Annotated in this window: 6 protein-coding genes; 4 read left to right on the plus strand and 2 right to left on the minus strand. The window is 71.6% G+C overall.

Annotation, left to right across the window (positions count from 1 at the left end; genetic code table 11):
* Positions 1–321 (minus strand): hypothetical protein (locus D6689_16975; protein ID RMH39299.1); only part of this gene is annotated, 321 nt, incomplete at its 3' end.
* A gap of 53 nt (positions 322–374) precedes the next feature.
* Positions 375–887, minus strand: a complete 513-nt coding sequence (locus D6689_16980; protein ID RMH39300.1) for an Hsp20/alpha crystallin family protein — start codon at positions 885–887, stop codon at positions 375–377.
* A gap of 213 nt (positions 888–1100) precedes the next feature.
* Between D6689_16980 and D6689_16985 the strand changes: the two genes are divergently transcribed.
* The 4 genes from D6689_16985 to D6689_17000 all read left to right on the plus strand — a co-directional run.
* Positions 1101–1685, plus strand: coding sequence for a hypothetical protein (locus D6689_16985; GenBank protein RMH39301.1), 585 nt, complete (start codon positions 1101–1103; stop codon positions 1683–1685).
* A 206-nt stretch (positions 1686–1891) separates the two neighbouring features.
* On the plus strand, positions 1892–3187 hold the full coding sequence (gene fadI, locus D6689_16990) for an acetyl-CoA C-acyltransferase FadI (GenBank protein RMH39302.1): 1296 nt from the start codon (positions 1892–1894) through the stop codon (positions 3185–3187).
* Positions 3184–5418, plus strand: a complete 2235-nt coding sequence (gene fadJ / locus D6689_16995; GenBank protein ID RMH39303.1) for a fatty acid oxidation complex subunit alpha FadJ — start codon at positions 3184–3186, stop codon at positions 5416–5418. Before fadI ends, fadJ begins: the two co-directional genes overlap by 4 nt.
* Positions 5419–6717: 1299 nt before the next feature.
* Positions 6718–7451: hypothetical protein (locus D6689_17000; protein ID RMH39304.1), on the plus strand; the 734-nt coding region annotated here is incomplete at its 3' end.

The raw sequence follows: 7451 nt of genomic DNA on the forward strand, positions 1-7451 counted from the left end.
GCGCGCCGACGAGCCGGTGCGCGCGACGCAATCGCCGCGGACCCCGCGCGCCGACGAGCCGGTGCGCGCGACGCACTCGCCGCGGACCCCGCGCGCCGACGAGCCGGTGCGCGCGACGCAACCGCCGCGGACCCCGCGCGCGGGCGAGCCCGTGCGCCCGACGCAGCCGCCGCGGACCCCGCGCGCCGACGAGCCCGTGCGCGCGACGCAGCCGCCGCGGACCCCGCGCGCGGGCCAGCGCGCGCGGGCGGCGGCGCTCCACCGCGGCGCCCCCGGGCCGAAAACAACAAAAGCCCGCAGGGCCGCGCCCCGACGGGGCACCGGCCACCGCGAGCCCGGCCAGGCTCGGAGGACCGAGGCGGTCCGTGCGGCCGTCAGGCGACGGCTTGCGCGGACTCGGCCTTGTCCTTCTTGCCGAACAGGCCCTTGACCTTGCTGCCGATCCCCTTGAGCGGGATCTTGCGCGGCTTGGCCTCGGCCCGTTTCGGCAAGGTCACCGTGAGCACGCCCTTGTCGAGCGTCGCCTCCGCCGCGTCGAAGTCGGCGCCGGGCACGGCGATGCTGCGGCGGAACGTGCCGTAGCTGCGCTCGTAGGCACGATAGCCGTTGGCCTCCTGCGTGCGCTCGACTTCGCGCTTGCCGCTGATGACGACCGTGTCGCCCACGACGGTCACCTCGATGTCCTTTTCATCGACGCCGGGCATGTCGGCGCGAAGGATGTACGCCTCGTCCGTCTCCTCGACGTCGAACGCCGGGGTGAACGCGCGCGGTGCGCTCACGTCGTCAAACAGCCGCGGGAACGACGTGTCGAACAGGGACGGCATCGCGGTGTTGAAGAAGCGGTCCACCATTTCGAACGGATCACGGTAACGGATCAGGCTCGTCATCGTCGCCACCTCCTTTCCCGGGCGGCGGGCCGGGCCGCGGAGACCCGGCCCACGCCGCCCGTAGCGTTCTCTTTTCGCTCGGAAATGTAAGCACGGGCACGAAGCGCGCAAGCCCTCCGCCGTGCGTTTCGCGCCCGGTCCACTTTCGGCGCAACCGTCGGCCCGCGCCGCCGATACCGGGGACGTTCCCACCCACGCCACCGGAGATTCGCCATGTTCCGAATGACCTCGACCATCGCTTGTTCCGCGTGCATCCTGCTGGCCCTCGCCGGCTCGGCCGGCGCCCAGGCCTATCCGCCCCCGCCGCCGGGCAATCCGGCCGCCGGCGCGCCCGTAGCCGCCGCCCGCACGTGGTACGTGTCCGGCAGCGTCGGCGGCGGGCGCATCTCCGACGGCGAGGAGGGGCGCGACGCCGGCAGTCTCGCGCTGCGCGGGGGCGCCTTCGTCAGCCCGCGCGTCGCCCTCGCGCTGGACCTGCAACTGAGCGTCCATCGCGAGGTGCGCCAGGGCGTCGACGTCGACTACTCGTTCTCGTCGGTGGGCGCCGTGGCGCTGGGCTTCGTGCATCCGCGCGTCTACGGGCTCGGCGGACTCAGCCTTCAAAGGTTGCGCGTGGAGGCCGACGGCGACACGTTCTTCGAAACGGACGACCGTGTCGGCGTCGTGCTCGGAGGCGGCGTCGAGGTGCTTCAGGGCCCGTCGTTCGCCCTGATCGTCGAGCTGCGCGGGCACGGCGCGTCGTTCGACGGCGACACCCTGACCGCGGCGTCGCTGGCGATCGGCGCCGCCTGGTTCTGACGGCGTCCCGGCGTCGGCCCGCCGGTGCCAGCTCGCCACCTTCCCCTCCCTTCGCGGCCGCGCCCGGGCGGTGCCGGCGTTCCACGAGCTCCTCCCTCGGAACCGCCCGGCGCGCGGCCGTTTTTCGTCCCGCCGCCGCCCGCCGCCGGGCAGCGGCGGCCCGCATTTCGGCTTGACACGCCGCGTCAGTGCGGTACGACCGCGCCATGGCAGACAACGCACCCCGCGTCGCGATCGTCGCGGGCCTCCGCACGCCCTTCTGCAAGATGGGCACGGCGTTCAAGGACCTGTCGGCGCTCGACCTGGGCGCCACGGTCGTGGCCGAGCTGCTCGCCCGGGCCGGCGTGTCGCCGCGTGACATCCAGCGCGTGGTCTACGGCCAGGTCGTGCCCTCGCTGTCGGCGCCGAACATCGCCCGCGAGATCGTGCTCAACACCGGCATGCCGCGCGACACCGACGCCTACAGCGTGTCGCGCGCGTGCGCCACCAGCTACCAGTCGGTCGCCGACGTGGCGCAAGCGATCCTCGCCGGCGAGATCGACTGCGGCATCGCGGGCGGCGCCGACAGCGCGTCCGACGTGCCGATCGCGGTGTCCAAGCCGCTGGCGGAGGCCCTCGTCCGCCTCAACGCGGCGCGCACCGTCGCGGACCGGCTGCGCGCGTTTCGCGACGTGAGCGTGCGGGACCTGTTGCCGCAGCCGCCGGCGCTGCGCGAGCCGTCGACCGGCCTGACCATGGGCGAGTCGGCGGAGAAGATGGCGAAGGAAAACCGCATCTCGCGCGCCGCGCAGGACGAGTTCGCCCACCGCAGCCACACGCTCGCCGCGCGCGCGTGGGCCGAGGGCAAGTTCGACGCGGAGGTCATGACGGTGTACGTGCCGCCGACGTACGACACCGCCGTGCGGCGCGACAACCTGGTGCGCGACGACTCGCAGCTCGACCGCTACGCGAAGCTCAAGCCGGTGTTCGACAAGCGCCACGGGACGATCACCGCGGGCAACAGCTCGCCGCTCACCGACGGCGCCTCCGCGCTGCTGCTGATGCGCGAGGACAAGGCGCGCGCCCTCGGGCTCGAGCCGCTGGGGCGGATCGTGAGCTGGGCGTTCGCCGCGCTCGACCCGGCCGGCCAGATGTTGATGGGGCCGGCGTACGCGACGCCGCGCGCACTCGACCGCGCCGGCATGACGCTCGCCGACGTGGATCTGATCGACATGCACGAGGCGTTTGCCGCACAGGTGCTGTCCAACACGCAGGCGTTCGAGTCGCGCCAGTGGGCGCGCGACCACCTCGGCCGCGACGAGGCGATCGGCGCGATCGACTGGGATCGGTTCAACGTCAACGGCGGATCGATCGCCATCGGCCACCCGTTCGCCGCGACCGGCGCGCGCCAGATCGCGCAAACGCTTCACGAGCTGCGCCGCCGGGGCAAATCCGTCGGACTGTGCACCGCGTGCGCAGCCGGCGGCCTCGGCGCCGCGATGATCCTGGAGGTGGCGCAATGACCTCGACCCCCCGCGCTCTCACGCTCGACAAGCGCGCCGACGGCATCGCCGTCGTCACGTTCGACGTGCCCGGCGACTCGGTCAACACGCTGCAGGCGACGTTCGCGGACGACTTCGCCGAGGTGTTCGCCAAGATCGAGGCCGACGACGCCATCCGCGCCGTCGTGCTGCGCTCGGGCAAGAAGGACAACTTCGTCGCCGGCGCCAACATCGACATGCTTCGCCGGGCGGCGACGCCGGCGGACGCCGAGGCCCTGTCGCGATCGGGCCAGCGCGCGATGCAGCGCATCGAGGATCTGCGCGTGCCGGTCGTCGCGGCGATACACGGCGCGTGCCTCGGCGGCGGCCTCGAACTCGCGATGGCGTGCCACGCGCGCGTCGCATCCGACAGCCGCAAGACCCAGCTCGGCCAGCCGGAGGTCAAACTCGGGCTGTTGCCCGGCGCCGGCGGCACCCAGCGGCTGCCGCGGCTCGTCGGCGTGCAGGCCGCCCTCGACCTGATGCTCACCGGCAAGTCGCTGCGCGCGGGCAAAGCGCGGTCGCTCGGCCTCGTCGACGACGTCGTGCCGGAGCCGATTCTCGTGGACGTCGCCATCGACATGGCGCGCGCGCTGGCCGACGCGCCGGAGCCCGACCGCGGCGCGCTCGCGCGGGTCCGCGACGCCGTCCGCCACCTGCTGTCGACGGAGGATCTGCAAGCGCTCGCCCTCGAGGACAACCCGGTCGGCCGCAAGCTGCTGTTCGACCAGGCGCGCAAGAAGGTGCTCGCCCAGACGCACGGCAACTACCCCGCGCCCCTGGCGATCCTCGAGGTCGTCAAGACCGGCCTCGACAAGGGGCTGGACGCCGGCTACGAGGCCGAGGCCAAGGCGTTCGGGCGGCTCGTGGCGTCGCCCGAGGCCAAGCAGCTCATGGGCATCTTCTTCGCCACGCGCGCGCTCGAAAAGGACTCGGGCGTCGACGATCCGAGCGTGGAGCCGCGCCGCGTCGACAAGGTCGGCGTGCTCGGCGCCGGCCTGATGGGCGCGGGGATCGCGTACGTCAACAGCGCCGTCGCCGGTGTTCGCACGCGCATCAAGGACAAGGACGACGCGGGCGTCGGGCGCGGACTCGCGTACATTCGCGGCATCCACGACGAGCGCGTCGCCCGCCGGCGCAGCACGCCGCGCGAGCGCCTCGAGAAGATGGCGCTCATCACGGCGACGACCGACTACACCGGATTCGCCGACTGCGACGTCGTCATCGAGGCGGTGTTCGAGGACCTCGAACTCAAGCAGCGCGTGCTGCGGGACATCGAGGACATCGGCGGCGACGACGTCATCTTCGCGTCGAACACGTCCTCGATCCCGATCGCGCGCATCGCCGAGGCAAGCCGGCACCCCGAGACCGTCATCGGCATGCACTACTTCTCTCCGGTCCACAAGATGCCGCTGCTCGAGGTGATCGTCACCGACGCCACGGCGGACTGGGTGACCGCGACGTGCGTCGCCCTCGGAAAACGCCAGGGCAAGACCGTGATCGTCGTGCGCGACGGGACCGGGTTTTACACGTCGCGCATCCTCGGCCCGTACATGGCCGAGGCCGCGCAGCTGCTCGCCGCCGGCGTCCCGATCGACGACATCGACGCCGCGCTCATCCAGTTCGGCTTCCCGGTGGGGCCGATTGCGCTGCTCGACGAGGTTGGCATCGACGTCGCCCACAAGGTCGGCCAGATCGCCGCCGATGCTTTCGGCGACCGCATGCCACCCATGCAGGGCCTCGACGCGCTGATCGCGGACGGCCGCCACGGCCGCAAAAACGGCAAGGGCTTCTACCGCTACGACGTCCCCAAGAAGAAGGGCAAGCGGCCCGTGGACGACAGCGTGTACGCCGTGCTCGGGGTCGAGCCGCGCACCCGCATGGCGCCCGAGGAGATTGCCCGGCGATGCGCGCTGCAGATGGTCAACGAGGCGGCCTATTGCTTCGGCGACGGCATCCTGCGCTGCGCGCGCGACGGCGACATCGGCGCGGTGTTCGGACTCGGCTTCCCGCCGTTTCGCGGCGGTCCGTTCCGCTACGCGGACGCGCTCGGCATCGCCGCGCTCGTCGACCAGCTCGACCGCTACGCCGGCGAGTACGGCCCGCGGTGGGCGCCGGCGCCCGTGTTGCGCGACATGGCGGCGGCCGGGCAGACCTTCCACGGCCCCTCGGCCGCGCCGCCGCGCGCCGCAACCCGGCGAAAATCCGCGTGACAGCACCTGCCAGCCGCGTTTGACCGCAGCGGGGTTCCCGTGCGCGCGGCGCTCCTCTATGCTGCGCCCCGTCTCATCATTGCGAAAGGGGTCGCCTCATCATGCGTACGTTGACACTGCGTTCTTTCGTTCCCGCGCTTCTTCTCGCGCTGTCCCTCGCACCGGCCTGCGGCGGCGGCGGCGACGACGACGACATCGTCCTCCCCGACGCATCGGGCGGCGGCACGCCCGACGCGGGCGGCGGCGGTGGCACACCGGACGCATCGGCCGGCGGCACTGCCGAGGCCATCGGCCAGGCATGCACGTTCACTGGCGCTCTGCAGCAGAGCGACTGCCCGAACGGCTACCTGTGTGTCCAGTTCCAGGGCGGAACAGCCGCTTGGTGTACGAAGCAATGCGCAAGCATGGGCGACCCGACATGCAGCACGGGATACCCTGGTCCTGGCCTTTCGACCTGTTTGATCGGCGTCGACACCACAGGCGACAACATGCCCGACATCCAGTTGTGCGGCGTGATCTGCGAAGATCTTGTAAACGGCAGCATCTGCCCGAACTGTGATGGCACCTGCCCGGGTTCATTGATGTGCTCCGGCGAGGTGAACGGCAGTGGCGGCCAAGTCGTAGCAAAGGCTTGCCAATAGCTAAAAAAGCACGCCCCCATAATCGAACTGGCAAGGCCCGCATTCGTTGCGGGCCTTTTTTCGTGGCACGGGCGCGCGGTCCCACGGCGTGCAGTTCACCGCCCATAGGTCGCCCGGAAACCGCACGGGTCGCCAGCGCATCCCTGGACAGTCGAGCCGAAGTCGACAGAGCCGGCGAAGGCACCACCGACGACGACGGTGCCATCGCGCCCCGACCGCCACGGCCCGACAGCGATCGGACAGACGGCACCAGTACGATCGGCGATTCGGTGTCGGCGTCGGATCCGATGGCGCGGCACCAGCGATGATTGCCCGACGACGCGTCCAGGCTGACGACCAACCCGGTGCCGTTACCGCCCGAGTCCAGCAACAGGCAACCGCAGAAACTCGCGGCATCGTTGTACCCACCGAGCCAAACGAGGTTACCGCGTCCGTCGAGCACACCCGCTTCCCGACCCCCGACCCGCTTCCCGACCCCCGACCCGCTTCCTGAGCCCCGACCCGCTTCCTGAGCCCCGACCCGGGTCGATTTTCTCACGCAACAGCGAGCAGCCCGAGCCGATACTCGGTACACATGAGCCCCGACCCGGGTTCATGAGCCCCGACCCGGGTTGATTGTCGCGCGCAACCGCGAGCAGCCCGAGCCGATACCCGGCACGTGAGCGTGCCGCGACAGGTCCTGTCGGGCTCGACCTACCTGGTCACCCGCAGCTGTACCCAGCGTCCGTTCTGGCTTGAGACCCCCGCGCTCACCAACCCGATCGTCGCCTACTGCATCGCGTACGCGGCGACGCTCACCGGCGTCGAGCTGCACGCGCTCTGCGTGCTGTCGAACCACTGGCACGCCGTGTTGACCGACCCGGAAGGTCGGCTGCCCGAGTGCATGCACTGGGCCCACGAGCACATCGCCAGGTGCATCAACGCGTCGTACGGACGCCGGGAAGCGATGTGGTCTTCCTCGCCGCCGAGCGCCGTTCGGCTCGAGCACGACGCCGACGTCCTGGACGAGATCGCCTACACGCGGGCCAACCCGGTGTCGGCGGGCCGGGTCGAGCGCGGGAATCCATGGCCGGGGCTGCGCACGGCGCCGCGCGACGTCGCCGGTTGTACGAAACGAATCGCGCGCCCGCGCGTGTTCTTCCGCGACGACGGGCCGATGCCCGACCACGTCGAGCTTCGCATCGTGCGGCCGCGCATCTATGAATCGCGCAGCGACCGCCAACTCGGACAGCTCGTCCAGGCCGCGGTCGACGAGCGCGAGGCCGCTGCACGCGCCGCGATTCGCCGCGAGGGGCGGTCGTTTCTGGGGGGCCGGGCCATTCGTGCCCAGCGGCCGTCGGATCGCCCGCGCGACGCCGAGCCGCGGCGCGGCCTGAACCCGCGGGTCGCCGC

This window comes from Deltaproteobacteria bacterium (assembly GCA_003696105.1).
Taxonomy (GTDB): Bacteria; Myxococcota_A; Polyangia; order Haliangiales; family J016; genus J016.